This is a genomic window from Streptomyces sp. NPDC005808 (assembly GCF_042871385.1).
Classification (GTDB): domain Bacteria; phylum Actinomycetota; class Actinomycetes; order Streptomycetales; family Streptomycetaceae; genus Streptomyces.
Window position 1 is genome coordinate 678,870 of record NZ_JBIAIK010000002.1, and the last position, 25,308, is coordinate 704,177.

The 25,308-nt window shown below is 70.6% G+C and carries 21 protein-coding genes, 1 tRNA gene and 1 riboswitch; of the genes, 12 read left to right on the plus strand and 10 right to left on the minus strand.

The features are described 5' to 3' along the window. Positions 1–47: 47 nt before the first annotated feature. Together ACFYPC_RS06600 and ACFYPC_RS06605 are read right to left on the minus strand one after the other, a co-directional pair. Positions 48–2,213, minus strand: coding sequence for a ThuA domain-containing protein (locus tag ACFYPC_RS06600; protein WP_388671734.1), 2,166 nt, complete (start codon positions 2,211–2,213; stop codon positions 48–50). Position 2,214: 1 nt separating this feature from the next. Next, positions 2,215–5,046 carry a carbohydrate-binding protein gene (locus tag ACFYPC_RS06605; protein WP_388671737.1) on the minus strand — a complete coding sequence of 944 codons (2,832 nt, stop codon included), beginning with the start codon at positions 5,044–5,046 and terminating at the stop codon, positions 2,215–2,217. Between the two features lie 482 nt (positions 5,047–5,528). On the opposite strand from ACFYPC_RS06605, the gene ACFYPC_RS06610 reads away from it, so the two are divergent. Then, the gene (locus ACFYPC_RS06610) at positions 5,529–6,524 is read left to right on the plus strand and encodes an NAD-dependent epimerase/dehydratase family protein (protein ID WP_388671740.1); all 996 of its coding nucleotides are present in this window, start codon (positions 5,529–5,531) and stop codon (positions 6,522–6,524) included. A 226-nt stretch (positions 6,525–6,750) separates the two neighbouring features. Here ACFYPC_RS06610 and ACFYPC_RS06615 read toward each other — a convergent pair whose 3' ends face one another. Both ACFYPC_RS06615 and ACFYPC_RS06620 read right to left on the minus strand, forming a co-directional pair. Further along, positions 6,751–7,863 carry a sensor histidine kinase gene (locus ACFYPC_RS06615; RefSeq protein ID WP_388671743.1) on the minus strand — a complete coding sequence of 371 codons (1,113 nt, stop codon included), beginning with the start codon at positions 7,861–7,863 and terminating at the stop codon, positions 6,751–6,753. A 78-nt stretch (positions 7,864–7,941) separates the two neighbouring features. Further along, positions 7,942–8,715, minus strand: a complete 774-nt coding sequence (locus tag ACFYPC_RS06620; protein WP_388671746.1) for a response regulator transcription factor — start codon at positions 8,713–8,715, stop codon at positions 7,942–7,944. 111 nt (positions 8,716–8,826) lie between these two features. Between ACFYPC_RS06620 and ACFYPC_RS06625 the strand changes: the two genes are divergently transcribed. The 3 genes from ACFYPC_RS06625 (at position 8,827) to ACFYPC_RS06635 (ending at position 11,035) form a co-directional block, all read left to right on the plus strand. Beyond that, positions 8,827–9,561, plus strand: coding sequence for a glycosyltransferase family 2 protein (locus ACFYPC_RS06625; RefSeq protein ID WP_388671749.1), 735 nt, complete (start codon positions 8,827–8,829; stop codon positions 9,559–9,561). Further along, positions 9,558–10,175, plus strand: coding sequence for a DUF2064 domain-containing protein (locus ACFYPC_RS06630; RefSeq protein ID WP_388671752.1), 618 nt, complete (start codon positions 9,558–9,560; stop codon positions 10,173–10,175). Before ACFYPC_RS06625 ends, ACFYPC_RS06630 begins: the two co-directional genes overlap by 4 nt. Before the next feature lie 92 nt (positions 10,176–10,267). Further along, on the plus strand, positions 10,268–11,035 hold the full coding sequence (locus tag ACFYPC_RS06635) for a class I SAM-dependent methyltransferase (RefSeq protein ID WP_388671755.1): 768 nt from the start codon (positions 10,268–10,270) through the stop codon (positions 11,033–11,035). 334 nt (positions 11,036–11,369) lie between these two features. On the opposite strand, the gene ACFYPC_RS06640 is transcribed toward ACFYPC_RS06635, so the two are convergent. After that, positions 11,370–12,602, minus strand: coding sequence for a molybdopterin-dependent oxidoreductase (locus ACFYPC_RS06640; RefSeq protein ID WP_388671758.1), 1,233 nt, complete (start codon positions 12,600–12,602; stop codon positions 11,370–11,372). A gap of 113 nt (positions 12,603–12,715) precedes the next feature. Between ACFYPC_RS06640 and ACFYPC_RS06645 the strand changes: the two genes are divergently transcribed. After that, a complete protein-coding gene (locus ACFYPC_RS06645) occupies positions 12,716–14,053 on the plus strand; it encodes a hypothetical protein (protein WP_388671761.1) in 1,338 nt (445 codons plus the stop codon). A gap of 239 nt (positions 14,054–14,292) precedes the next feature. After that, positions 14,293–16,107 (plus strand): ABC transporter ATP-binding protein, encoded by a 1,815-nt coding sequence (locus ACFYPC_RS06650; protein ID WP_388671764.1) that lies wholly within the window; start codon positions 14,293–14,295, stop codon positions 16,105–16,107. Positions 16,108–16,158: 51 nt separating this feature from the next. Here the strand turns inward: ACFYPC_RS06650 and ACFYPC_RS06655 are convergent, their stop codons facing one another. Both ACFYPC_RS06655 and ACFYPC_RS06660 read right to left on the minus strand, forming a co-directional pair. Beyond that, positions 16,159–16,695 carry an NUDIX hydrolase family protein gene (locus ACFYPC_RS06655; RefSeq protein WP_388671767.1) on the minus strand — a complete coding sequence of 179 codons (537 nt, stop codon included), beginning with the start codon at positions 16,693–16,695 and terminating at the stop codon, positions 16,159–16,161. A 139-nt stretch (positions 16,696–16,834) separates the two neighbouring features. Further along, a complete protein-coding gene (locus ACFYPC_RS06660; RefSeq protein WP_388671770.1) occupies positions 16,835–17,386 on the minus strand; it encodes a YceI family protein in 552 nt (183 codons plus the stop codon). A 196-nt stretch (positions 17,387–17,582) separates the two neighbouring features. On the opposite strand from ACFYPC_RS06660, the gene ACFYPC_RS06665 reads away from it, so the two are divergent. From ACFYPC_RS06665 to ACFYPC_RS06675, 3 genes are all read left to right on the plus strand, one after another. Beyond that, positions 17,583–18,140 (plus strand): MarR family winged helix-turn-helix transcriptional regulator, encoded by a 558-nt coding sequence (locus tag ACFYPC_RS06665; protein ID WP_388671773.1) that lies wholly within the window; start codon positions 17,583–17,585, stop codon positions 18,138–18,140. Positions 18,141–18,335: 195 nt separating this feature from the next. Then, positions 18,336–19,109, plus strand: a complete 774-nt coding sequence (locus ACFYPC_RS06670) for a sulfite exporter TauE/SafE family protein (RefSeq protein WP_388671776.1) — start codon at positions 18,336–18,338, stop codon at positions 19,107–19,109. Between the two features lie 16 nt (positions 19,110–19,125). Next, positions 19,126–19,872, plus strand: a complete 747-nt coding sequence (locus tag ACFYPC_RS06675; RefSeq protein WP_388671779.1) for a cobalt-precorrin-6A reductase — start codon at positions 19,126–19,128, stop codon at positions 19,870–19,872. Positions 19,873–19,938: 66 nt separating this feature from the next. Here ACFYPC_RS06675 and ACFYPC_RS06680 read toward each other — a convergent pair whose 3' ends face one another. From ACFYPC_RS06680 to ACFYPC_RS06690, 3 genes are all read right to left on the minus strand, one after another. Beyond that, positions 19,939–22,026, minus strand: a complete 2,088-nt coding sequence (locus ACFYPC_RS06680; RefSeq protein WP_388671782.1) for an MDR family MFS transporter — start codon at positions 22,024–22,026, stop codon at positions 19,939–19,941. Positions 22,027–22,108: 82 nt separating this feature from the next. Next, a complete protein-coding gene (gene cobF / locus ACFYPC_RS06685) occupies positions 22,109–22,879 on the minus strand; it encodes a precorrin-6A synthase (deacetylating) (protein ID WP_388671785.1) in 771 nt (256 codons plus the stop codon). Positions 22,880–22,948: 69 nt separating this feature from the next. After that, positions 22,949–23,473, minus strand: coding sequence for a DUF309 domain-containing protein (locus tag ACFYPC_RS06690; protein ID WP_388671789.1), 525 nt, complete (start codon positions 23,471–23,473; stop codon positions 22,949–22,951). Positions 23,474–23,572: 99 nt separating this feature from the next. Between ACFYPC_RS06690 and ACFYPC_RS06695 the strand changes: the two genes are divergently transcribed. From ACFYPC_RS06695 to ACFYPC_RS06705, 3 genes are all read left to right on the plus strand, one after another. Next, positions 23,573–23,646: transfer RNA gene (locus ACFYPC_RS06695), tRNA-Pro, on the plus strand. 387 nt (positions 23,647–24,033) lie between these two features. Beyond that, positions 24,034–24,176: riboswitch (cobalamin riboswitch) on the plus strand. A gap of 35 nt (positions 24,177–24,211) precedes the next feature. Continuing rightward, a complete protein-coding gene (locus ACFYPC_RS06700) occupies positions 24,212–24,430 on the plus strand; it encodes a CbtB-domain containing protein (protein WP_388671792.1) in 219 nt (72 codons plus the stop codon). A 20-nt stretch (positions 24,431–24,450) separates the two neighbouring features. Further along, the gene (locus tag ACFYPC_RS06705; protein ID WP_388671795.1) at positions 24,451–25,215 is read left to right on the plus strand and encodes a CbtA family protein; all 765 of its coding nucleotides are present in this window, start codon (positions 24,451–24,453) and stop codon (positions 25,213–25,215) included. Positions 25,216–25,308: the final 93 nt, after the last annotated feature.

Sequence of the window (25,308 nt, forward strand, 5' to 3'; positions counted from 1 at the left end):
CGGGACCGGGCGCCTCCTCGGAACGCCTCTGGCTGAAGGGCCCCTTCTCAGTCGCGCAGCACGGTCTGGAAGCGGTCCACCCAGTACGCGGTGCGGTCCAGGTAGGCCGTCTGCGCCGCCTCGCCGGTCAGGCCGTAGGCGCCGTCATAGGTCTGGTAGCCCTGGCCCGCGGGCGGGGTGGAGTCGGCCGGTTCGATCGAACTCCCTTCGTGCCATTCGTTGAAGGACGTGACCGACACCCAGGTCGGCGAGCCGCCGATCGCAGGGTCGAGGGCGTTGGACCACTGCCGGTCGTACGCAGCCCCGTCGGCCCGCTCGACGGTGGGTGTCGTGTTGCCCGGCACCGCGCGGTCATCGAGGTAACCGGGAGCGACGGACGGTGCCCAGATCAGGTTGTTCGCGCGGGCGTAGTCGCCGGCCTGCTTCCAGCCGGGAGCAGTGGCGCCCGCGATGCCGTCGTAGGTGTAGAGGCCGGAGAAGTGCGCGATCTTGGTGGTGTCGGTGGTCTGCGCGAGCACGATGCTGGTGCCCGTGACCTGGTCGAGCGCCGTCCAGTCCGTGATGCGCAGGCTCTGGAAGACGTAGTACGCCCCCTTGTCACCGTGCTCGGCCGAGCGGTAGAAGGCCGGATGGCTGCCGTAGGTGCTGTTGATGTACTGGATGTCCGCGACGGTCGAGGCAGCGGTGCGGCCGGAGTACGGCTCCAGGTGCCAGGCCACCTTGACGCCTTCCTTCTGCGCCGCGTCGAGCACGCCCTGGGCGAGCTGGTTCTCGTAACTTCCCTGGCCCCACCAGCTGTAGACGATGACACCGGCGCCGGACTGGGCGACCCACTTCATGTGCTGGGCGACGGCGCCCGCGTAGTCGCCGGAGTCGTATGCGCCGAGTGCCGGGTAGAAGTCGGCGCCGATGTCCTCGGGCGGTGTGCGGCCGCCCTGCTGCCAGTGCCGCCAACTGCCGTTGACGGCCGGGCTGCCGTACCAGGGGTAGTAGAAGAGGTGCACGTCCGGGGACAGGTCGGTGGATGCGGGCGGCTCCGTGCCGAGGGTGAAGGTGTCGATGTCGAAGAGGGCTCCGCTTCCGCCGGTGAATCTCAGGAAGAGCGGACCGGTGGCGGTGCCGGTCAGTGTCGTCGAGACCGTTGTGAAGGTCTCCCAGCCGCCGGTCACCGGGACGGTCACCGAGCCGAGGAGGGTGCCGGTGGCCGAGCCGGAGCGGATCTCGATGGTGCCGCCCGCGCCCGCCGAGGAGACCTTGGCGGTGAAGGACGAGGCGCCCGCGGTGGGCACGGAGGCGTACCCGGCCCAGTCACCGTTGTCGATGTGGCCCAGGGTCTGGCCGCCGCTGGCCGGTGCGTGGCCCGCGGCCTGGACGCCGGAGCCCGACGTGTAGGACTCGGCCTCGACGGGTGCGTTACTGGGCGCCGCGGAGCAGTCGGCCGCGACCTGGCCGGCCGTGTAGCGCACGGCGCCGAGCAGCAGGGAACGGAAGGCCGGGTCGCTGTAGGACTCGATCGTGTGGCCGAGGCCGGTGTAGAAGGAGCGGCCCGCCCCCTGGCTGTGGCACCAGGTGATGGGGTGGTCGGCGCCCATCAAGCCGCCGGTGTAGGTGGTTTCGTCCAGGGTCTGCAGGACGCGGACATCGGGGCGCGGATTCGTGCGGTAGTTGTACAACTCGTCGGTACGCGTCCAGGTGGCGCTCAGGTGCGCGGTCGCAGGATGGCTGCGGTCCTCGCTCTTGACCGTGGCCTGCTGGATCGCTGGGTGGCTCTGGAAGTAGGCGCCGACGAGCCGGCCGTAGTAGGGCCAGTCGTACTCGGTGTCGGCGGCCGCGTGCACGCCGAAGTAGCCGCCGCCGGAGTCGACATAGGTCTCGAAGGCGGTCTGCTGGGCGGCGTTGAGGACGTCGCCGGTGGTGTTGAGGAAGACGACCGCCTCGTAGCCGGACAGGTTGGCGGTGGTGAAGGCGGCGGCGTCCTCGGTGGCGGTGACGGTGAAGTCGTTCTGCTCGCCCAGGGTTTGCAGGGCGCTGATGCCGGCCGGGATCGCGTCGTGCCGGAATCCGGCGGTCTTGGAGAACACCAGGACGTCGAAGGGCGCCGCCTGCTGGTCGGGGACTGCCTGCGCCTGGGCGACGGGTGTCACCAGGGCACAGGTCAGCGCGAGGGCGAGGGCCGCGGGGCTGCGCCGCAGCCGCCGTATCAGGGTGCGCATGTCATTGCCCCTTCACTGTCAGGGTGGTGAGGGCGAAGGTGTCGATGTCGAAGAGGTATCCGCTGCCTCCGGTGAAGGTGAGGAACAGCGGCCCGGTTCCGGTGCCGTTGAGGGTGGTGTTCACGGTGGTGAAGGTTTCCCAGCCGCCGGTCACCGGCACGGTCACCGAGCCGAGCAGGGTGCCGGTCGCCGAGCCGGAGCGGATCTGGACCGTGCCGCCCGCGCCGGCGGAGGACACCTTCGCGGAGAAGGTCGAGGCACCCGCGGTGGAGACGTCGGCGTACCCGGCCCAGTCGCCGTTGTGTATGTGTCCGAGGGTCTTGCCTCCGCTGGCCGGCGCGTGGTTGGCGACCTGCACGCCCGAGGCGGAGGTGTAGGCCTCGCCTTCCCCGGTGGTGGTGGAAGAGGTGGTCAGGGTGAAGGCGTCGACGTTGAAGAGGTTGCCCTGGCCGGTGGGGCCCCGGAAGACGAGGAACAACTCGGTGGTGCCCGCGGGACGGCCGGACAGGTTGGCCGAGACGTCCGTGTAGGCGTCCCAGGCGCCGGTCACCGGCACTGTCAACGTGCCGAGCAGGGTTCCGGTCGTGGAGCCCGCGCGTACCTCGATCGTGCCGCCGGCTCCGGCCGAGGCGACGCGGGCGCTCAGCCGGGTGGCGTCGGCCAGGGCGTACGGCTTGAAGGAGATCCAGTCGCCGCTGTCGGTGAAGCCGATCGCTTTGCCGCCCTCCGCGGTGGCCTGTGCGACGACCTGGTTGCCGGACTGTGCGGTGAAGTGCTCGGCCTGGCGATGACGGGGCTGCAGGGTGCGCACGGAGTGCGTGGTCAGACCGCCGGTGTCGGTGTACTCCGCGTCGAAGACGCCGTAGAGGTTGGCGGCGCTGTCGTGTTCGCCGTCGGCGGGGACGGTGAGGGAGCCGCTGCAACCGGTGGTGGAGGTGATGGCATGGGTGTGGCTGTCGTGGCCGAGGAGATAGGTGAGCTTCACCTTGGAGCAGTCGACCGTGCCGTCCTCGGGGTCGCTGACCTGGATCCTGAAGGGGACGGTGTCACCGAAGGAGAACAGCTGCCCGTCCAGGGGCTGTTGCAGCGTGACCGTCGGTGCGGTGTTGCCCGCGGTCACCACCAGGCTGGCGCTACCGGTGAGACCCTCGGGGTCCTTGACGGTGAGGGTCGGGTGGTATGTGCCCTTGGTGGTGTACGTGTGACTGGGGTTGGCCTGGGTGGACGTCGAACCGTCACCGAAGTCCCAGGAGTAGGTGAGCTGTTGACCCTCCGGGTCGGAGCTGCCCTGCGAGGAGAACTGGACGCTCAGGGGCAGTGCGCCGGAGGTCCTGTCGGCGGACGCCTGCGCGACCGGGTTGCGGTTGCTGCCCGCGATGTACTCGATGCGGTACAGGCCTTGGTTGTCGCTGCCGGTGCCGTAGTCGAGGACGTACAGAGCGCCGTCGGGTCCGAAGTCGCTGTCGATGACCTGGGTGCCGTCCCATGGGACGTCCTCGATCGTGCCGTACGAACCGTCGCCCTTGACCTCGATGGCCTTGATCCACTGCCGTCCGTACTCGGCGGCGAAGAACTTGCCGTCGAGGGACTGCGGGAACTTGACCGAGGAGTTCAGGTTCGGGTCGTAGCGGTAGACATCGCCGCCCATGGGCGACTCGGAGCCGGTGCCGAACTCGGGAGGCGAGCCGTCGAGTCCGTACTTGATCCAACTCGGCTTCGCCGGGGGCAGTTGGGCCTGGCCGGTGTTGCGGAAGGAGTCATTGACCGGTCCGCCCGCGCAGTCGTACCTGGCGCCGGAGGGGCCGCTCGGGAAGGTGTACTCGTTGTACGTCTCACCGGTGGTGTTCGTGCCCGTGCAGTACGGCCAGCCGAAGTTGCCGGGCTCGGTGACGCGGTCGAACTCGACCTGGCCGCCCGGGCCGCGGGTCGCGTCGGTGGTGCCCGCGTCGGGACCGTAGTCGCCGAGGTAGACGACTCCGGTGGCGCGGTCGACGGACATCCGGAACGGGTTGCGGAAGCCCATCGCGTAGATCTCGGGGCGGGTGTTCGCGGTGCCGGGTGCGAAGAGGTTGCCGGCCGGGACGGTGTAGCCGCCGTCGGCGGTCGGCTTGATACGGAGCAGCTTGCCGCGCAGGTCGTTGGTGTTGCCGGAACTGCGCTGCGCGTCGAACTGCGGGTTGCGGTCGGTGCGTTCGTCGATCGGCGCGTAGCCGGAGGAGTCGAACGGGTTGGTGTCGTCGCCCGTGGTCAGGTAGAGGTTTCCGGCCGCGTCGAAGTCGATGTCGCCGCCGACATGGCAGCACTGGCCGCGGTCGTTGGCGACCTCCAGGACGACTTTCTCGCTGGCCGTGTCGAGGGTGCCGTCCGCATTCACAGTGAACCGAGACAGGTTCAGGTGCCCCTTCCAGGGCTCGAAGTCGGCGGCGGTTCCGGTGGTGGGGGCATCGCCCGCGGGGGTGCTGAGTTTGGGGGAGTAGTACACGTAGACGTACCGGTTGGTGGCGAATCCGGGGTCGGCCGCGATGCCCTGCAGGCCCTCCTCGTCATGGGTGTAGACGTCCAGCTTGGCGGCCTGCTTGGTGTTGCCCGCGGCGTCGGTGTAGCGGATCGTGCCGTCCCGCGCGGTGTGCAGGACGGACCGGTCGGGCAGCACGGTCAGCGACATCGGCTCGCCCGTCTCGGCTGCTCCCGAGGCGAGTTGTACCTGCTGGTAGTCGGCCGGCGGGAGATCCGCCGGTAAGGCCGTGGCCGTGGGCGCCGCCGTGGCGGCTCCGGCCAGGATGAGCGCGAGCGCAGTGAGCATTCTCAGCCCTGCGCGAGGGCGCCGAAACATGGGGGGTTTCCTTCCTGACGTGCGGGTTGTCAGGCATGGGCGCGCGTCGGCCGCGCTTGCCGAGTGCATCAGCCGTACTGGATGCGAAACCGGAGGCAGCAATCAGCAATTGCGTGCTGCAATGCGATATTTGCAGCAATCTGCAGATGTTTTGCATGTTCGCGAAGGCCGGTGAATTTGTCAAGCGCCTGTCAAAACTCCGTCCCGTATGTCCATCTTCTGGACTTACGGACCTCAAGTGGCGGGCTGTGCGCGGCCGTCGCGGGGGTGATCAACCGTTTTATCCCGTCGTCCCGGTGCCTCGTGGCACTGTAGGGCGCACGCCTCTTGACGTAAATAAAAGCGATGGATTTCCATAAGGGATGACCCGAAGCCGAATGTGCGGACGGCGGCCGGCCCGGCTCCGCCGAGGTCTTACGGACCCGTGACATGACAGGCGCGGTGCTGCCTCATGGCGTCCCCGTGGTCCTAGCCTTCCGCACATGCGAGTACTGGTCACCGGCGCAGCCGGGTTCATCGGGTCCCATGTCGTCGAGTCGCTGATCGCGCGGGGGCACGACCCGGTCGGGTTCGACCTGCTCGACGGCTCGGACGTGCGCGATGCGGGCGCGGTCGCGTCCGCCCTGCCGGGCGTGGACGCCGTGTGCCACCAAGCGGCGATGGTCGGGTTGGGGAAGGGTTTCGGCGACGCCGCCCGGTACGTGTCACACAACGACCTCGGTACGGCGGTGCTGCTGGCCGCGATGGCTGAGGCGGGGGTACGGCGGCTGGTGCTCGCGGGATCGATGGTGGTGTACGGCGAGGGTTCGTACGCGTGTGAGTGGCACGGGACGGTGAGACCCGGGCCCCGGGCCGTCTCCGATCTGGACGCGGGGCGTTTCGAGCCCCGGTGCCCGCGCTGCGGTGAGGAGTTGACGCCCGGGCTGGTCGGTGAGGACGCTCCGGTCGACCCGCGGAACGTGTACGCGACGACCAAGCTGGCCCAGGAACACCTGGCGGCGGCGTGGGCGCGGTCCACGGGCGGTTCGGCGGTGTCGTTGCGCTACCACAACGTGTACGGACCCGGGATGCCGCGCGACACCCCCTACGCGGGTGTCGCCTCCTTCTTCCGGTCCGCGCTCGCCCGGGGCGAGGCTCCGCGGGTCTTCGAGGACGGCGGCCAGCGACGGGACTTCGTGCACGTACGGGATGTCGCGGCGGCCAACGTGGCGGTGCTGGAGGCCGAGCCACGGGAGGGCGCGTCGACCGCGTACAACACCGGGAGCGGGGAGCCGCACACTGTCGGCGAGATGGCGCGTGCTCTGGCCTTGGCGTACGGCGGGCCCGAACCCGTTGTGACCGGGGAGTACCGGCTCGGCGACGTGCGCCACATCACGGCCGACTCGTCACGGCTGCGGGCCGAGCTGGGCTGGAAGCCCGAGGTCGGGTTCACGGAGGGAATGCGGGAGTTCGCGACGGCGAAGCTGCGAGGGGAGTAGGGCCAATGCCAGTGACTTAACGCGGCGTTCGGGCTCTGAACTGCGGAATCGTCGCTGGCTATGACGTCCGGCAGCTGTTAGGTCACTGGCATTGGGAGTAGGGCCTGTCCGGCGGCACAGGTCGCAGGAGCTCGGCGGCGCCTCGTCGGCGCAGACCGGCGTGCCGAGCCCCCGTCTCCGGCGTGACTCGCCGGGCAAGTCCTGGCACCTCGCAGAGCGCCCCCGCTCATGCCTCGGCCGTGGGGAGCGTGACCTCGAAGCGGCAGCCGCCGGGGACGTTGTGGACGGTGGCCTGTCCCCGGTGGGCCTCCACGATGCCCCGGACGATCGCGAGGCCGAGCCCCGCGCCCGCGGGAGGCGTCCGCGCGTGCGTGCCGCGCCAGCCCGTGTCGAAGACACGCGGGAGGTCTTCCTCCGGGATGCCCCCGCAGCCATCGGTGACGGACAGTACGACACCCTCGTCCGACCGCCGGGCCGCGACCGCGACCGTGCCGTCGGCGGGTGTCCGCCGGATCGCGTTGACCAGCAGATTGCCCAGGACGCGGCTCATCTCCTTGCCGTCCACCTCGATGGGCACCGGTTCGATCCGGTCGCCGACCAGCCGTACACCAAGTTCGCGGGCGAGCGGGTCCGCTCCCGCGAGAGCGTCGCCGACCAGGTCGTACAGCGACATCCGGGAGAGCGAGAGGGCGAGGGTTCCGGCGTGTATACGGGACAGCTCGAACAGGTCGCCGACCATGTCGTTGAGGCGCTCGACCTCGGTGCGGATCTGGCGGAGGTAGCGGTCCGGGTCGGCCGCGACGCCGTCCTCCAGGGCTTCCGACATCGCGCGCAGCCCGGCGAGCGGGGTGCGCAGGTCGTGGGAGATCCACGCCACGAGTTCGCGGCGCGAGGTCTCCAGGGCGCGCTCGCGGGTGCGGGATTCGGCGAGCCTGGTGCTGGTGGCCGCCAACTCCCGGCTCAACGCTGTGAGTTCGGCGGTGGCGGGGCCCTCGGGGGCCGCGAAGTCGCCGTCGTCGCCGAAGGAGCGGGCGGCGAGGGTGAGCGCCCGGCTGCGGGAGACGACCCAGCGGCCGAGGAGGAGAGCGGTCGCCAGGGACACCACGGCCGCCATCGCGACGACCGTCGTCACCACGGTCAGATCGTGCGAGGACAGGAACATCGCCCATGCCACGGCCAGCGTCCCGGCGAGCATCGCGGTGACGGCCACGACGGCCACGACAGCCAGGGACGCGGTCAGCGACCGCCGCCGGATCAGCCAGAGCGCACCGGCGCCGAGCACCCCGGCCGCGGCGGCACCGAGAAAGGCGAAGAGGGCGATGAGCAGCATGTCGTGCATGGTCAGGCCGTCTCTTCGAGGAGTGTGGTCTCGTGCATGGTCAGGCCGTCTCTTCGCGGGATCCGGTGTCGTGCATCGTCAGGCCGTCCCTTCGCCGGGCGTGGCGTCGAAGCGGTAGCCGACGCCCCACACCGTCTGGATCAGCCGTGGCCTCGCCGGGTCGTCCTCGACCTTGCCCCGAAGCCGGCGTACGTGGACGGTGACCGTCGACAGGTCCCCGAAGTCCCACCCCCAGACCTCGCGCATCAGGTCCTCCCGGCTGCAGGCCCGCCCGGAGTGCCGGAGGAAGAAGGCGAGGAGGTCGAACTCGCGGATGGTGAGGGCGAGTTCGGCACCGTTCTTGGTGGCGCGGCGGGCAGCCGGGTCGACGGTGAGACCGGCCGCGTGGAGGGGGCGAGCGCCGGTGGCAGGCCGGGCGCGGCGCAGGACCGACTCCACCCGGAGCACCAGCTCCCGAGGGCTGAACGGCTTTGTGACGTAGTCGTCGGCGCCGACCTCCAGGCCCAGGATCCGGTCGTCCTCGTCACCGCGGGCGGTGAGCATGATCACGGGCACAGGACCGTGTGCCCGCAACCGCCGGCACACCTCAAGACCGTCCATCCCCGGCAGCATCAGGTCCAGTACCACCATGTCCGGCCAGTGCGCGGCGGCCCGGGCGAGCGCGGTGGGCCCGTCCGCGGCCCGGTCCACGACGTACCCCGCCCGGTCGAGGTAGCCGGAGACGACCTCGGCGACGGTCGGATCGTCGTCGACGACGAGAACGCGCGTCGTGGCCCCGGCTCCGCCCGGGGCCGTCTCCCCCTGCCTGCTCGGCACACGCCCGGTGGCTGGGGATTCGTACGGCTGCTGCATGCGTCCAGCCTCCCACCGGCTTCGGCCCCGTGCCGCCGGCGCGGCCCGACGTCCGTGTTTCGTAAGGAGGCAAAGTCCGATATGCCCTTTTCGAGTTCGTAGGGTGAAGCCGTGACTGCAAATCCCCCCTTTCCCGCGACGGAGCCGGAAGTCGACGTGGTCCTTCCCTGCCTGAACGAGGCCGCCGCCCTGCCCTGGGTTCTCGCCCGCATCCCGCCGGGATGGCGCGCGCTGGTCGTGGACAACGGGTCCACGGACGGCTCCGCGGAACTGGCCCGCAGCCTCGGCGCGACCGTGGTGCGAGAGGCGCGCCGCGGGTTCGGCGCCGCCTGCCATGCCGGACTGACCGCCGCCACCGCGGAGTTCGTGTGCTTCTGCGACTGCGACGCCTCGCTCGACCCGGCCCTGCTCGTCCCCTTCGTACGGGAGGTACGGGACGGCGAGGCGGACCTCGTCCTCGGGCGGCGCCGCCCGCACGGCCGGAACGCCTGGCCCGCGCACGCCCGGGCGGGCAACCTCGCGCTGGCCCGGATGATGCGCCGCCGCACGGGGCTGGATCTCCACGACCTCGGCCCGCTCCGTGCGGCCCGCCGCGCGCCGCTGCTCGATCTCGCCCTCACGGACCGCCGAAGCGGCTATCCGCTCCAGATGGTCGTCCGTGCCGCCGACGCAGGCTGGCGCGTCACCGAGCACGACGTGCCGTACCTGCCACGCACCGGCGCCTCCAAGGTCACCGGCACCTGGCGCGGCACCTGGCAGGCGGTACGGGACATGCGCCGCGTGCTGGCCGAACCACCGGCGCCCGCCCAGGCGTCCGCCCCCTCTCCAGGAGGAACCGCCCAGTGAGCACCCTGCTCGTCATCGCCAAGGAGCCGCGACCGGGACGGGTGAAGACCCGGCTCACGCCGCCGTTCACGCCCCGTGCAGCGGCGCTGCTCGCCGAGGCGGCCCTCGTGGACACCCTGCGTACGGTGGCGGCGACGCCCGCGCGGCGCCGCGTACTGGTGCTCGACGGCACGCCCGGCCGGTGGCTGCCGCCCGGCTTCGACGTCGTACCGCAGTGCGCGGGAGGTCTGGACGAGCGGCTTGCCGCCGCTTTCGCGGGCTGCGACGGGCCCACGCTGCTCATCGGCATGGACACGCCCCAGGTGACGCCCGACCTCCTCACCGTGGACTTCGCCGACTGCGACGCCTACTTCGGACCCGCCGAGGACGGCGGCTTCTGGGCGCTGGGGCTCGCCGCTCCCGACCCCGAACTGCTCCGCGGCGTACCGATGTCGACGCCGGTCACAGGCGCCGTACAGCGGGACCGCCTGACATCCGCGGGCCTGCGCGTACGCGATCTGCCCCGGCTCCGGGACGTGGACACCGCGGCCGACGCGGAGGCGGTCGCGGCGCTGGCGCCGCAGGGCTCCTTCGCCGCGGAGCTGGCCCGTGTCCGGGCGGTGAGCCGCCGATGAGCGCAGGATCTGAAGCCGCCGGGCGGCTTTCCCCGCCCCAGCCGCCCGCCTCCGGATGGCCCCGCTCCAAGCCTGAACGGTCTCGGCCTCATATGCCGGCCACGCCGGTGAGCCCTTCCGCACCCTGGTCGGCCGACCCGTACTCCGACGCACTCCGTACCGGCCGGGGCCCCCTCTACCTCCGTCGCCCCGACGGCTGGTTGCTCCCCCTCGACGTCGAGCGCTGGTGCGCACGTGCCGACGCGGCCGATCTGGAGGCTCTGCGGCGCTGCGAAGGCGCCGTGCTCGACGTGGGGTGCGGGCCGGGACGGCTCGTCGCCGAACTCGCGGCGCTCGGCAGGCCCGCGCTCGGCATCGACGTCAGCGAGGCCGCCGTCGCTCACACGGTGCGGTTGGGAGGGCAGGCGTTGCGCCGGTCCGTGTTCGAGCAACTCCCCGGTGAGGGCCGCTGGGACACGGCTCTCCTCATCGACGGCAACGTCGGTATCGGCGGGGACCCGGCCGCCCTGCTCCGCCGGATGTCCCAACTCCTCGCACCCGGAGGCCTGTTGATCGTCGAGGCCGTGCCGGACATGGACGTCGACGAACGCGTCCACGTCCATGTCGTCCGCGTCGCAGATACCCACGGCGCCGTCGGCCCGGCCTTCCCGTGGGCCCGCCTCGGCACGGCGGCTCTGCTGAGGCGGGCGGTGCGCGCGGGCTGGCAGGTGGACGGTCAGTGGGAGGCGGGCGGTCGTTCCTTCGTCGCCCTGCGCAACCGCAGCACCAGCAGCGCCGCGGAGCCGCCGAACAGCGCGGCCGTGATCAACAGCCAGCGGGTGAGGAACCCGTCGCCGGACAGGGAGGTCGCGGACCGGTAGTGGTCCGCCACCCGCCCGCTGATCAGCGGAAACCACACCAGCAGCAGGAGGCCGGAGAGCGCCGCCGGTACCCGGACGAAGACCGTCCACCCCCGGCGGCCGACCGTGCCCAGCACGCGGGAGAGAGCCAGGTCCGCCCCTGCGTACAGCGGCAGCAGCACCAGGTCGTGCACCACCGCCGCACCCACGAACCACAGGGCCACCCCGAACCAGTCGCCCGCGAGCAGCCGCACCCCCGCGTAACCGGCGAGCGCGAACGAGCAGGCGAGCAGCAGGAGTTGCAGCGGACTGCCGATGGCGGCGGTCCTGAACGGTCGTCGCATGACACGTCTCCTTACAGGTCACCGAAGGTCATCCGGGCCACCCACTTGGTGTTGAGCACACCGGGTGCCGCGGGGACGATGATCCGCGCCGGGTACCCGTGGTCGGGGGTGAGCGGCGCGCCGTTGACGAACAGGGCGAGCAAGGAATCCGGGTCACTCACCTGGTTGTCACGCAGGGCCGCCCGGCGGAACGCACCGTGTAGCTGGAGCGACTCCACCAGGACGTCGGGCGCCCGGTCATAGCCCACGAGCCGGGCCAGGTCCCGCAACCGCACCCCTCGCCACCTCTGGTCGGAAGTCGACCAGCCCTCTACACAGGCGATGGGCAACGCGGCGCTGTGCAAAGGTAGTTGGAGCAGTTCGGTCCGGCTCAGGCGGACCGTCCGGCCGCGTCCCTCGACAACCAGCTGCCAGGCCTCCGCGCTCGTCTCCGCCGTGCTGATCCCGCGCGACCGGGCCGTCTTGTTGATCTGGAACGCGCCGGGCCCGGAACCCGGTTCGGGGCCGCCGTGCGGCGCCAGCAGGGCCGTCTCCCGCAGCGGCCCGTCGAAACTCTGGCCCGCCGTCGTGGCGAACAGCAGCAGTGATCCGCCGCCGACGAAGCCGAGGGCGCCGCGTCGCGAGACGGTGGGCTCGGCCGGATCCGGGGACACCAACTCCTCGTCCCCCGCCGGGCGTTCATCTCGCAGGTGGCGCAGATTACGTGCGGCTGTCGGCATCTTCAGCACCGCGTGCGTGACGAACGCCGCGAAGAACACCCAGGCGCCGTAGAAGTGCAACGTGTAGAAGGAGCCGGGGAAGAGGTAGTCGAGCTGGACGTTCAGCACGCCCGTGATGAACTCGAACAGGGCGCCTCCGACCAGCAGAAGCAGTGAGATCCGCTCCAGCGCGTGCGCGAGCGACCGGGCCGGCGGCAGCGCGAACAGCTTCGGCACCACCGACCACAGCTTCGCCAGCAGTACGGGGATCAAGGTGATGCCGAGCGTGACGTGGACGCCCTGCGTCAGCCGGTACAGCCAGTGCGGGCCGGTCGGCCAGGAGAAGAGATAGAAGCCGAGCAGACCCTTGTCCGGGGTCATGTCGTTCACCCCGGACAGCCCCGGGTTGTAGGCGGCGTACGACAGGAGACCCGTCACGAACAGCACCGTGATGCCGCCGAGCAGCACGAGGCCCAGCACGGAGGTGAACCAGGGGCCGCGCAGTGGACTGCGCCAGAAAGCGGGGGAGGAAGGGGACCGTGGCATGCCTCGACCGTAGGCGCGGGACAGCCCACGGAGGGGTCCGCGAACCATGACGAAACTCTGACGTTCGCCCTGTTGGAGGCCGCGGAGACCGGACCCCGCCCTAACGTGCTGGTGTGAACCGCGATCTTCTCCGTGACCTGTCCGCGGCCCTGGCCGCCGCCTTGCTCGTGCTGGCCGCCGCGCTGGTCGGCACCGCCATCGAGCACCGCGACGGAACGCTCCACGTCGGCTGGCCGCCGCTGTTCTCCCGGTGGGATCCGCACGTCGGCCCCGGTACCCCGGCCGCGATCGTGGTGGCCGTCGCGGTCGTCGCCTACGGCCCGCTCGTCGCCGCCCGACTGCCCTGGCGCGCGCTGCTGCTGAGCATCTGGGGAACCGGCATGGCGTGGACGTTCTCCCTCGCCCTCGTCGACGGCTGGCAGCGCGGGATCGCCCAGCGGCTGACGACCAGGTACGAGTACCTCCAGGTCATCGACCGCTTCCACGACATCCCGCACGCACTGCGGGACTTCACGCACCACATCGTGATCGGGACTCCCGACCCCTGGCCCCCGCACGTCGCCGGGCACCCCCCGGCGGCCACGCTCACCTTCGTCCTCCTCGACCGGATCGGACTCGGGGGCGGGGCCTGGGCGGGCGTCTGGTGCATCACCGTCGGGGCGACGGCGGCGGTCGCGGTGCTCGTCACCGTACGAGCCCTCTCCGGGGAGGCCCTCGCCCGCCGCGCCGCGCCCTTCCTCGTCCTGGCCCCGGCCGCCGTCTGGATGGGCACGTCCGCGGACGGTTACTTCGCCGCGGTCGCCGCCTGGGCCCTCGCGTTCCTCGCCCTCGCGGTCACCGGACACCGGCCGCGGGCGACCGGCCTCGCCGCCGGGCTCCTCCTCGGCCTCACCCTGTATCTCTCGTACGGGCTGACACTGATCGCCGTGATTGCGGCTGCCGTCCTGCTGCTCGGTACGCGGCGCCTGCGTCCCCTCCCGTACGTGGTCGCCGGGGTCCTCGTCGTCCCGCTCGCGTTCACCCTCGCCGGCTTCGACTGGTGGGAGGCGTACCGCCTGCTGGTGACCCGCTACTACCAAGGGGCCGGTGGCATCCGGCCGTACGGCTACTGGGTGTGGGCGAACCTCGCGTGCACGGTGCTGATCGCGGGCCCGGCGACGGTGGCGGGCCTGCGGCGGGCCGGCGCGGCGCCGGTACGCAAGGACATCCGCGCCCGCCTGCGCACACCCGCGCCCGAATCCCGCCTCGCCCTGCTCGTCCTCGCCGCCCTGCTCGCGCTCCTCATCGCCGACCTCTCGGGCATGAGCAAGGCGGAGACGGAACGCATCTGGCTGCCGTTCGTGATGTGGCTGCTTGCGGCCTGCGCCTTCCTCACCCGTCCCCGCGCCTGGCTGACCGCACAGGCCGCTCTGGCCCTGCTCCTCAACCACCTGCTCCTGACCGGCTGGTGAGGCGAGAGCGGCCCGCGCGGCTCCGAGTGCGGGCGTGCCGTTGGCTCTGAGGTGCCGGTGGCTGACGTCCTGCTGGCCGATGTCCCGCCGGCCGAGAAAAACGCTTGGACTCCGCAGTCGGCGGCACAGGACAATTCGAGTCCTGCCTGCCCGTACTCGCACATCGGCGTCGCCGAGAGCCGCGCGGAGGCTCCGTCTTCGTGCCCCGTCCGTCGGGGACCGGTCCGAGCGAGGTTGGGATGGGAACGACTGAATCGCGCGGGGCTTTACCGGGCAAGGGCTCGGTACTCCTCGCGCTTCGTTATTACGGACGGGAGTTGGCCCGGCTCCGGCGGCTGACGGTGCCCGCGATGCTGCTGCCGGCGCTCGGCAACATCGGCATCAACTACATCGCGCCGCTGGTCATCGCGAAGCTCGTCGGTGAAATCGCCGACGACGCCGATATCGCCATCGGCACGACACTGCCCTACGTCCTTGCCTTCGGGGGTGTCCTGCTGCTCGCGGAGACGCTCTGGCGCATCGGCCTGCACTGCCTGAACCGCGTCGACGCCCTCGGCATCGAGCACCTGTATGTGATCGGCATGGACGAACTGTTCGCCAAGGACGCCGCGTTCTTCCACGACAACTTCGCCGGGTCGCTGACCAAGCGGGTGCTGAGCTTCGCCTCCCGCTTCGAGGACTTCGTCGACACGATGGCGTTCCAGGTCGTGGGCAGTTTCGTACCGCTGGCGTTCGGCTCGGTGGTGCTGTGGCTCTACGAACCGCTGCTCGTCGTAGGGCTGTTGGTGATGATCGCGCTGACGGCACTGTGCGTGGTGCCCCTCATCCGCCGCCGCCAGGCACTGGTCGACCAACGTGAGGAGGCGATCGCCCGGGTGTCGGGGCACGTCGCCGACAGTCTGATGAACATGGACACCGTCCGGGCGTTCGCCGCGGAGGAGCGCGAGGCTGCCGAGCACCGGTCACGCGTCGCGGTGTCGCGGCGGCTCACGCTGAGGTCGTGGGACTACGGCAACCTGCGCATCGACACACTGGTCGCGCCGATGTCCGTGCTGACCAACGCGCTGGGCCTGCTGCTCGCGGTCGCGCTCAGCGGGGGCGGCAACGGCGTCGAGTCGGTCGTGGTCGCTTTCATGTACTACACCAACGCGACCCGGATCATGTTCGAGTTCAATCAGATCTACCGTCGCGTGGAGAGCTCGATGACGGAGGCCGGTCAGTTCACCGAACTGCTGCTGACGCCGCCGACCGTGCTCGACCCGGCAGCGCCGGAGCCGCTGCGGTCCCGGGCCGCAGACGTCCGTTTCGAAGGAGTGACCTTCGCCCACGCGGGCGCGGAACCGCTCTTCGAGGGACTCGACCTGACCGTGCCCAGCGGAGCGAAGATCGGTCTCGTCGGCCGGTCCGGCGGAGGCAAGACCACGCTTGCCAGGCTGCTGCTGCGGATGACGGACATCCACGGCGGCCGGATCCTGATCGGGGGGCAGGACATCAGCAGGCTGCGCCAGGCAGACCTGCGGGGCCTGACCGCCTACGTGCCGCAGGACCCGGCGATGTTCCACCGCTCGCTGCGGGACAACATCGCGTTCGCCCGGCCGGACGCCACCGACGCCGAGATCCGCCGCGCGGCCGAGGCGGCACACGTCACGGAGTTCGCCGATGTGCTGCCGAAAGGCTTCGACACCATGGTGGGCGAGCGAGGTGTGAAGCTGTCCGGCGGGCAGCGCCAGCGGGTCGCGCTCGCCAGGGCGATCCTGCGCGACGCGCCGATCCTGCTGCTCGACGAGGCGACCAGCGCCCTGGACTCCGAGAGCGAGGTCCTCGTCCAGGAGGCGCTGTGGCGGCTCATGGAGGGCCGGACGGCGCTCGTGGTGGCTCACCGGCTGAGCACGGTCGCCAACATGGACCAGCTCGTCGTCCTCGACCGCGGACGGATCGTCGAGCAGGGCACCCACCAGGAGCTGCTTGTCTCGGAAGGCGCCTACGCGAAGCTGTGGCAGCACCAGTCGGGCGGCTTCCTCGACGACAGCCCTGTGCGGGCGGACCTGCGCTGAAGCCGCGCCTGCGGGCTCACTCCACGCTGGCCGTGGCCCGAAGGGCCGCGGTCAGGACAGGCAGCCGACGTGCGCGAGGGCCTGCTTGAGGAGGACTCCCTGTCCGCCCGGCATCTCGTTCTGGACCACCGGCGAGGAAGCCTCCTGGGGGCTGAACCAGACCAGGTCGAGAGCGTCCTGCCGGGGACGGCAGTCGCCGGCCACCGGCACGATATAGGCGAGCGACACCGCGTGCTGGCGGGGATCGTGGAAGGGCGTGGTCCCCTGCGTCGGGAAGTACTCCGCGACGGTGAAGGGCTGCGGGGAGGCCGGGACCCGGGGCAGGGCCACCGGGCCGAGGTCCTTCTCCAGATGGCGCATCAGGGCGTCCCGGACCCGCTCGTGGTGCAGCACCCGGCCGGAGACGAGGGCACGGCTCACCGTCCCGTCCGGGCCGATGCGCAGCAGCAGTCCGATGCTGGTCACCTCGCCGTTGTCGTCGACGCGCACCGGCACGGCCTCGACGTAGAGGATCGGCATACGTGCGCGCGCCAGCTCGAGGTCGTCGGGACTCAGCCAGCCGGGCGTGGTTTCGGTCGTGTCAGCCATTCGTTGATCGTACTTTCCATGGCCCCGCTTGGTGCGCGCCGCTCCAGGTCAGACCCTCCAGGTCGACCGTGACTCGTACCACTTCCGAGCCATGGAGCGGGGTCCTTCGAGCCGCGCGCACCTGTATGCGAAGGGGGCGTCAGGACGACTGGCGTACGAACCGCGCGGTGAGGGTGACGAGGGTCAGCGGCTTGATCATGTTGGCCTGGCTCCAGGTCATGCCGAACTCCTTGCGGTCCACCGGGAGTTCGGCGGTGAGGGTGACGGCGTCCGCCGAGATCTCGGCGGCTTCCGCGGTGAAGGAGAGTGTGCGGCTCACACCGCGCACGGTCAGCTCACCGGTGACCTGGGCGGTGCCGTCGCCGGACGGCGTGACACCGGTGGCGGTGAAGACGAGCGAGGGGTGCTTGTCGACGTCGAAGAAGTCCGCGGAGCGCAGATGCACGTCACGCTTGGTGTTCTTGGTGTCCAGGGAGGCGGCGTCGATCGTGATGCTGCCGTGGGCACCGCCCCCGGCGAGCACCTCGCCCTCGCCGCTGACCTTGGTGAAGACGCCCTTGACGTTGACGAGTCCCCAGATCGTCCTGTTCTGGATGCGGACCGACGTGCCGGCCGGGTCGAGCGTCCAGCGGCCGGGACCGACCTCCGTGAGCGAACCGGAGGAATGGGAGTTCGAGGTGGTGTCGGACATGATCGGTCGGGCCCTTCGAGAGTGATGTTCGGGGGAATCCGCGTGATCCAGGGGCCGGAACCCGTACCTCGTTCACGCGCGGAAGATTGAAGACTCAATATGTCGTCAGCTATTAGGTAGTTAGCGAGATAATAGCTGGGCGGGGTATCCTCGGCAAGCGGGTCGGGACGGTGGATCGGTGGACGGGAGCGAATGCATGGGGGAGACCCAGCAAGCTGCGGGGCGGGTCGAGTGGCCTGCCTCGATGGAGTGCCCCAGTGCCGGCGCGACCGGGTCGCCGAGCGCCGAGGAGGCGGAACTGCTCCAGCGCTGGAACTCCCTGGCGACCGGATTCCGGGAACTGTCGGACCAACTCCTCGGTGACGCGCAGCGCGAGATCGGTCTGCCGCCGTCGTTGCTCGAAGTGCTGTGTTTCCTGGCCACCACTGCGGAGCAGGCGGCCCCGATGCGACTGGTCGCCCAGACGCTCGGGTTCTCCACCGCCGGGACGACCGGAGTCGTCGACAAGCTGGCCGACGCCGGACTCGTCGAGCGCCGGCCGTCGACCTCGGACCGCAGGGTGACGTACGCCGCGCTCACACCGCAGGGCCGCGAGACCGCCACCGCCGCGGCCAGGGTGTTCGCCGACTCGGTGCGCCGCCGCGTCGTGGAACCGCTGGGCGACGAAGGCTTCGCGTCGTTCGCGGGTGCCTTCGTCCGACTGGGACTCGCGGACGATCCGTGTGCCGGAGGAGAGGCGGCGGGGGGCGCCTGACCTCGGGCCCCCGGACGACTGGTCGCGCACCGCAATCACGTCACGGCGATCGACCGGGTGTCACGGAGGCCGGCGCCCGTGCCCGAGAGCGGGCGGGCTGACAGTCGTGCGGTGCCGGTCCGCCAGCGCCCCAGGGGCCAATGGGCGAGACGGTCCTTACGCAAAGAGATACGTGGGCATAACATCGGTCCCCGCATGAACACGATGACGCTCTGGCACATATCTGTCTGGGAGTTCGCAGCGCTCGCCGCCGCGGCCCTGCTCGTCGGTTTCTCGAAAACCGCCGTCAGCGGGGCCAACACGGTCAGCCTGGCGATCTTCGCCGCCGTGCTGCCCGCGCGCGCCTCGACGGGGGTGCTGCTGCCCATCCTCATCGCTGGGGACGTACTGGCGGTGCTCACCTACCGGCGCCATGCCCACTGGCCCACGCTCTGGCGGCTCTTCCCGGCGGTCGCCGTGGGAGTCGTCCTCGGCACGCTCTTCCTGGTGTGGGCCGACGACGGGGTCGTACGCACCTCGATCGGCGCGATCCTGCTGATGATGGCGGCGGTCACCCTGTGGCGCAGGCGGGCCGCCAAGAAGGACGAGGAACCCGAATCGGTGGCGACGCAGACGGGCCGGATCAAGGCCCGTTCCTACGGCGTGCTCGGCGGATTCACCACGATGGTCGCCAACGCGGGCGGCCCCGTGATGTCCATGTACCTCCTGTCGGCGGGCTTCCGGAAGCTCGGCTTCCTGGGCACCGCCGCCTTCTTCTTCCTGATCGTCAATGTGTCGAAGGTGCCGTTCAGCGTGGGCCTTGGCCTGATCGACGGGAACTCGCTGCTCCTGGACGCGGCGCTGGTGGTCTTCGTGCTGCCGGGGGCGGTCCTCGGCAAGTGGGCCGTGAGCCGGATCAACCAGCGGCTCTTCGAGCGACTGGTGATCGGGGCGACGGTGGTGGGCGGAGCGCAGCTGCTGCTGCGCTGACCGTACGCTCGACCCCATGTCCCCCCACGTCCTGGTCCTCGGCGGTACCACCGAGGCACGAGAACTCGCCGGCCTACTGGCGGCGTGCCCCGGAGTGCGGGTGACCACGTCCCTGGCGGGGCGCGTGTCCCGGCCCGGCGCGCTCGACGGAGAAGTGCGGATCGGGGGATTCGGCGGGGCGGACGGTCTGGCCCGGTGGCTGCGCGAGCATCGTGTGGACGCGGTGGTGGACGCGACGCACCCCTTCGCGACGGGCATCACGGCGAACGCTGCTCGGGCTGCGGCGGCGACCGGCGTTCCGGCTGTGGCGCTGCGCCGCCCCGGCTGGCGCCCCGGCCCCGGCGATCGCTGGCACTCGGTGGCCTCCCTGGGCGAAGCCGCCGCGCTGCTCCCGGAGTTGGGCCGCCGGGTCTTCCTCACCACGGGCCGCCTGGGCCTCGCGGCCTTCGCGGAGCTGCCCGAACTCCATTTCCTCGTCCGTTCGGTCGAGCCGCCCGAGCCTCCGCTTCCCCCGGACGCGGAGGTGCTGCTGGCGCGCGGTCCGTTCACGGTGGACGGCGAGAAAATCCTGCTGCGGGAGCATCGCATCGACGTCCTGGTGACCAAGGACAGCGGGGGAGAGGCGACGGCGGGGAAACTCGCGGCCGCACGTGACCTGGGGCTGCCGGTGGTTCTCGTACGCCGCCCGCCCCTTCCGGACGGCGTCAGCGCGGTCCCGGACGTCTCGTCGGCCCTCGCCCGACTGGACCTCGGCGCGAGCTGACGGGCGCGCCAGCTGGGTGCCCGACCGGACCTCGGCGCGAGCTGACGGGCGCGTCAGCTGGGTGCGTCAGCCGGTTGCGGCGGAGGCGGGCTGGAGCTGCCGGCCGGGCGGCCATCCATTGGTCAGGTCCTCGACCAGCAGGCGCTTGGCGATGGAGTCGACGGCGGCGCGCAGGTCCTCGCCCGACGGGCGGCCGATGTCCTGCTCCACACGCTGGGCGAGCCAGGTGCCCCACGCCCTGCCGATGAGCTGCGCCTCCCGCTCGCCCGCCGCGGTGTGCGAGAAGAGTGAACCGTCGCGGGTGAGGTAGCCCTCCTCGACCATACGGTCGAAGACCGGCACCAGAACCTCCGGAGGCAGCCGGCGCCGGGCGGCGATCAGCCCGAGACTCGCATGGCCGACCAACCGGGTGAACAGCTCCACCTGCATCACGGCCCACGCCCCGGCCACATCGAGGCGGGTGTCGGAATCGGTGACGATACGGCGCGCGGTGTCGAGCTCCGTACCGCCGATGATCTTTCCGACCGAGGCTTCCAGGACCCGCTGCGAGTCGGCGCTGGAGGGGGACGCGAAGCCCTCACCCATGTCGGTCGAGCCCATTCGCGCGCTGTCACGCAACTGCACCTGCTTGAGGAACAGGGCCACGAAGAAGCCGAGGACCGCTACCGGGACCGTCCAGAGGAAGACGGTCTGGAGCGTGTCGGCGTACGCCCTGACGAGGGGTTCGGCCGCCGCCGACGGCAGTCTGTTCAGCGCTTCCGGGCTCTGCGAGGCCTGGGCGATCGCGGCCGGATCCGCCGCGCCGGTGCGGGTGGCCTCCGCGACCCCGTCGGTCAGGTTCGGCTTCAGAGAGTTGGTGTAGATCGTGCCGAAGACGGCTGTCCCGAAAGAGCTGCCCAGCGTACGGAAGAACGTGACGCCGGAGGTCGCGGTGCCGAGGTCGGCGTAGAGCACGGTGTTCTGCACGGCGATGGTCAGCACCTGCATGGACAGCCCGATCCCGGTGCCCAGCACGAACATGTACAGCGACTCCAGCCAGGCGCTGGAGTCCGGGCCCATCAGCGAGAGCAGATAGAGCCCCACCGCCATCACCAGTGAGCCGGCGATGGGGAAGATCCGGTACCGGCCGGTCCTGCTGACCACGTTGCCGCTGAAGACGGAAGCGATGAGCAGGCCGATGACCATGGGCAGCGTACGGACGCCGGAGACCGTGGCCGAGTCGCCGTCGACGTACTGCAGATAGGTCGGCAGGAACGTCATCGCACCGAGCATCGCGAAGCCCACGATGAAGCTGAGGATCGAGCAGACCGTGAAGACGGGGTTGGCGAACAGGCGCATCGGCAGGGTCGGCTGGGCAGCGCGGGTCTCGGCCCAGCAGAACAGGCCGAGCGCGATCACACCGCCCACGAACAGGCCGATGATCGTGCCCGAGCCCCACGCGTACTCGTTGCCGCCCCAACTGGTCGCCAGGATCAGTGCGCTGGCACCGATCGCGACGAACGCGATGCCCAGATAGTCGATGACGGGGCGGACCGCCGACTTCACGACGGGAATGGTGCGGGCCGCGGCGATGACGACGACGATCGCGATCGGCACGTTGACGTAGAAGGCCCAGCGCCAGGTCAGATGGTCCGTGAACAGACCGCCGAGCAGCGGTCCGATGACGGTGGCGACGCCGAAGACGGCACCGATCGCGCCCTGGTACTTGCCACGCTCCCGAAGCGGGATGACATCCGCGATCAAGGCCATGGCGGTGACCATCAGACCCCCCGCACCGACGCCCTGGACCGCGCGCCAGAGGATGAGCATCGTCATGTTCGGCGAGAGGCCGCACAGGAAGGAACCGGTGATGAAGATGATCGCCGAGGCCTGGAAGACCACCTTGCGGCCGAACAGGTCACCGAACTTGCCGACCAGGACTGTGGCGACGGTCTCCGCCAGCAGGTACGCCGTCACCACCCACGACATGTGCGCCGCGCCGCCGAGATCCGACACGATCGTCGGCAGGGCGGTGCCCACGATCGTCTGGTCCAGGGCCGCGAGAAGCATGCCCAGCATGATCGTCACGAAGACGACATTGCGGCGCCGCTTGTCCAGCACCGGCGGTGCGGGCGTCTCCGCGGCGGGCGGCACGGTTTCCTCGGTGGTCGTCACATTCGTCACTTTCACACCGGAGTGATCCAGGTGCATGCGGGACGACCCGCCCGGCGTACAGGCCCCGCAGCTGCCGAACGTGCTACCCCTTCGGGTGCCTGCGCAGCAGGTAAGTGTCCATGATCCATCCCTTGCGCTCGCGGGCCTCGGCGCGCAGCCGCTCGATACGGGGGCCCGCCTCGGCTATGGGGCCCGAGGCGAGGATTTCGTCGGGAGTGCCTATGTAGGCGCCCCAGTAGATGTCGATGTCCTCGTCGGCGTACTGCCGGAAGGCCTGGTGGGCGTCGAGCATGACGACCACGTCGTCGACGCCGTCCGGGAAGCCCTCCGCGAGGCGGCGGCCGGTGGTGATCTGAACGGGCCGGGCGACCCGGTTGAGGCCCGTCCGGTGCCGGGCGACGAGCGCGGACACACTGCTGATGCCGGGCACCACGTCGTACGTGAACGACACCCCGCCCCGCTCCAGGATCTCCTCCAGGATCCCGAGCGTGCTGTCGTACAACGACGGGTCGCCCCACACCAGGAAGGCGCCGCTCTCCTCCTCGCCCAGCTCCTCGGAGATCAGGCGCTGGTAGATCTCGGCCCGGGCGCTGCGCCAGTCTCCGACCGCCGGCGAGTACGCCGAGCCCCCGGCGGTCCGGTCGCGGTCCGGGTCGCGCGCCTCGACCAGCCGGTACGTCCCCTCGGGTATGTGCGCGTCGAGAATGTCGCGGCGCAGCTGGACGAGGTCGGCCTTCACCTCGCCCTTGTCCAGGATGAAGAACACGTCGGTGTCCCTCAGCGCCTTGACCGCCTGAAGCGTGAGCTGGTCGGGGTCACCCGCCCCGATCCCGATGACATGAATCTTTCGCACACCCAGAGTCTGCCGCACACCACCGACAGTGGATCCACCGCACCGGGGGAGGGAGGGCGCTCGGCTTCGTCACGGCCGGCGTCCGCGCAGCCGCGGCGCCCAGGCCGTCGCGCTGATCGCCGTACCGTCCCGCTCCACGGCTCCCGCCAACTCCCTTGCCCAGGAGCCCAGCTCCGCGAGCACCATCCCGTAAGGACGTGCCCGGCCGGTCCCCGCAGCCCACTCCTCCACCGCCCCGGCACCGCGCCGCAGCAGCCGGGCACCGCCCGTCGTATTGCCCCTCGCCGCGTGCGTGAGCCCCACCGCGAGCTGGGCCAGTCCCCGCCACAGCGCACGCTCCTCCTCGGGCCCGGCCTTCCAGGCGTCCTCGAACACCTCGTGCGCGTGGAACGGTTTACCCCCGTCCAGCAGCGCCTGCGCCTCGGCGACGGTCTCCTCGGGGCTGCGTACGAGACCCTCGGGCTGCCGCTCCACCCCGTCCGCGCCGTACGGCAGTGGCCGCCCCAGACCGTCACGCGGCCGGGCATTGCGCGCCCGCCCGTGCGGGTCCCGGTCCCGCCCGCCGTCCTGCCGAACCTCAGATGCCCCGCTCATACCCCGATTGTCGCGCGCTCGCGCCATTAACGGAGCAGCCCTTGGGTGGGGTAAAGTTCTGTTCGCACGATCACGCGGTTCACCGCTGGTCGGACGCATCGGGACGTGGCGCAGCTTGGTAGCGCACTTGACTGGGGGTCAAGGGGTCGCAGGTTCAAATCCTGTCGTCCCGACGGTGCGAAGGGTCTTCGCAGGCGAGAGCCTGCGGGGGCCCTTTTCGTGTGCCGTTTCCGGTCGTCGGGGTGGGCATGGGCCCCACCGGTTGGTCCGGAGACGGACACGGCCTGACCGTCGGGCCGCAGAACTGCCGCCTCCGTTGCCCGCGGCGGCGATGGCCGAGAGGCCGTCGGCCGCGCCTTGGAGCCCCCGTCGCCGGAAGCGTCCGCTTCGAACGCCGCCTGTTCCGGGCGGTGTTCGCGATCGCTGGTCAAGGTGGGCATGGGCGCCTTCTCGACACGCCGCGGCCCGAGTCGTGTCACCGGTGACCCACGCGTCGCACCGGCCGCGTCACCAGGCACGAGAGGAAGATCACGCCAGGTGACGCGGTCTTGGCCATGCACGCGACACACGGTACCGTCGGTCCGTTATCGACGACGGCGAGACGGAAGCCGGTGAGAATCCGGCACGGTCGCGCCACTGTAAATGGGACGCCCCTTGGGGCGCACCCGGAGTCAGACCCGTGGCCGTCGTCATGTGCACCACCGAGATGGGACGCGAACTCCCAGAGGAGGTCCTGCCATGGCGCAGCATGTCGCCCAGCCGACAACCACCCCCGTCATCCCGGCCAAGCTGCCGCTCAAGGACATCGCCCCCTGGGCGGTCTTCTTCGGCATCCTGATGCTGGTCCTGTTGTACTTCGTCGGCGCTGAGCAGGGCGCCACCTCCGTCGTCTCCGGCGAGGAAGTCCACGAGTGGGTGCACGACGCCCGCCACCTCCTCGGCTTCCCCTGCCACTGACGAAGGACGCCGCGCGCCTGATGAACTCCGCAACAGTAAGAAACCTTCTCGTGCGGGGCATGCTCGCCGGCCTCGGCGCCGGTGTGCTCGCCCTGATCGTCGCCTACTTCCTCGGTGAGCCGAGCGTCGACAGCGCGATCAGCTTCGAGGAAGCCCATGCCTCGGGCCACGACCACGGCCACGAGGTGGAACTCGTTTCCCGCAGCCTCCAGTCCACTGCCGGCCTCGCCACCGGTGTGCTGATCTACGGGGTGGCCTTCGGCGGCATCGCCGCCCTCGCCTTCTGCTTCGCGCTCGGCCGCGTGGGCCGGTTCAGTGCGCGGGCGACGGCGCTGCTCCTGTCGGGGGCCGCGCTGCTCGCGGTGTACGTCGTGCCGTTCCTCAAGTACCCGGCCAACCCGCCCGCCGTCGGCAACGGCGACACCATCGGCAAGCGGACCACCCTCTACCTGCTGATGATGGTGCTCAGCGTGCTCCTCGTCGTCGCCGCCACCATCCTGGGCAAGTGGCTCGCCCCGAAGGCGGGCACCTGGTACGCCACCGTCTCGGCGGTGGCCGCCTTCGCCGTGGCGATCGGACTGGCGTACGCGTTCCTGCCCGTCGTCCAAGAGGTGCCGGCCGACTTCCCGGCCACCGTGCTGTGGCGCTTCCGCGTCTCGGCGCTTGCCATCCAGATCACCCTGTGGGGCGGCTTCGGCCTGGTGTTCGGCGAACTGGCCGAGCGGTTGCTCCATCCCAAACCTGCGCAGGCCGCAGCGGGACGGCCGGTAGCCGCCGCCAACTGACCTGACCCGTCACACGAGCCAGGGCCCACGGAATCCTCCGTGGGCCCTCTCGCGTTTTCGGCTGTCGACCAACTCCGCTGCGGGATCCGCGGA

Coding starts and splice junctions, on each gene's coding strand:
- ACFYPC_RS06600 (WP_388671734.1), bottom strand. CDS start 2,213: ATGCGCACCCTGATACGGCGGCTGCGGCGCAGCCCCGCGGCCCTCGCC.
- ACFYPC_RS06605 (WP_388671737.1), bottom strand. CDS start 5,046: ATGTTTCGGCGCCCTCGCGCAGGGCTGAGAATGCTCACTGCGCTCGCG.
- ACFYPC_RS06610 (WP_388671740.1), top strand. CDS start 5,529: ATGCGAGTACTGGTCACCGGCGCAGCCGGGTTCATCGGGTCCCATGTC.
- ACFYPC_RS06615 (WP_388671743.1), bottom strand. CDS start 7,863: ATGCACGACATGCTGCTCATCGCCCTCTTCGCCTTTCTCGGTGCCGCC.
- ACFYPC_RS06620 (WP_388671746.1), bottom strand. CDS start 8,715: ATGCAGCAGCCGTACGAATCCCCAGCCACCGGGCGTGTGCCGAGCAGG.
- ACFYPC_RS06635 (WP_388671755.1), top strand. CDS start 10,268: ATGCCGGCCACGCCGGTGAGCCCTTCCGCACCCTGGTCGGCCGACCCG.
- ACFYPC_RS06640 (WP_388671758.1), bottom strand. CDS start 12,602: ATGCCACGGTCCCCTTCCTCCCCCGCTTTCTGGCGCAGTCCACTGCGC.
- ACFYPC_RS06650 (WP_388671764.1), top strand. CDS start 14,293: ATGGGAACGACTGAATCGCGCGGGGCTTTACCGGGCAAGGGCTCGGTA.
- ACFYPC_RS06655 (WP_388671767.1), bottom strand. CDS start 16,695: ATGGCTGACACGACCGAAACCACGCCCGGCTGGCTGAGTCCCGACGAC.
- ACFYPC_RS06660 (WP_388671770.1), bottom strand. CDS start 17,386: ATGTCCGACACCACCTCGAACTCCCATTCCTCCGGTTCGCTCACGGAG.
- ACFYPC_RS06665 (WP_388671773.1), top strand. CDS start 17,583: ATGGGGGAGACCCAGCAAGCTGCGGGGCGGGTCGAGTGGCCTGCCTCG.
- ACFYPC_RS06670 (WP_388671776.1), top strand. CDS start 18,336: ATGAACACGATGACGCTCTGGCACATATCTGTCTGGGAGTTCGCAGCG.
- ACFYPC_RS06675 (WP_388671779.1), top strand. CDS start 19,126: ATGTCCCCCCACGTCCTGGTCCTCGGCGGTACCACCGAGGCACGAGAA.
- ACFYPC_RS06690 (WP_388671789.1), bottom strand. CDS start 23,473: ATGAGCGGGGCATCTGAGGTTCGGCAGGACGGCGGGCGGGACCGGGAC.
- ACFYPC_RS06700 (WP_388671792.1), top strand. CDS start 24,212: ATGGCGCAGCATGTCGCCCAGCCGACAACCACCCCCGTCATCCCGGCC.
- ACFYPC_RS06705 (WP_388671795.1), top strand. CDS start 24,451: ATGAACTCCGCAACAGTAAGAAACCTTCTCGTGCGGGGCATGCTCGCC.